Consider the following 272-nt stretch of genomic DNA (forward strand, 5'->3'; position numbering starts at 1 on the left):
CTGGCGCCGGTCTGCTGGATATACTTCTTGAGGCCGGCCAGGGACAGCGCGCCGGAGGTCTCGGACACCGCCCGGGTATCCTCGAAGATGTCCTTCACCGCGGCGCACATCTCGTCGGTATTGACGGTGATGACGTCATCCACCAGGCCCCGCATCACGGCGAAGGGCGCCTCGCCGATCTGGGCCACGGCCACCCCCTCGGCAAACACCCCGCCCTGGTCCAGGGTCACCCGCTCGCCGTCGCTCAGCGCCGCCTTCAGGCAGGCACTGTC

At 68.8% G+C, this 272-nt stretch carries 1 protein-coding gene; it reads right to left on the minus strand.

Annotation, left to right across the window (positions count from 1 at the left end; all coding sequences use genetic code 11):
* The coding region (locus CVH10_RS20575; RefSeq protein ID WP_146143196.1) for a pyridoxal-phosphate dependent enzyme at positions 1 to 272 on the minus strand (272 nt) is incomplete at both ends.

The organism is Halomonas sp. ND22Bw (assembly GCF_003011945.1).
Taxonomy (GTDB): domain Bacteria; phylum Pseudomonadota; class Gammaproteobacteria; order Pseudomonadales; family Halomonadaceae; genus Halomonas; species Halomonas halophila.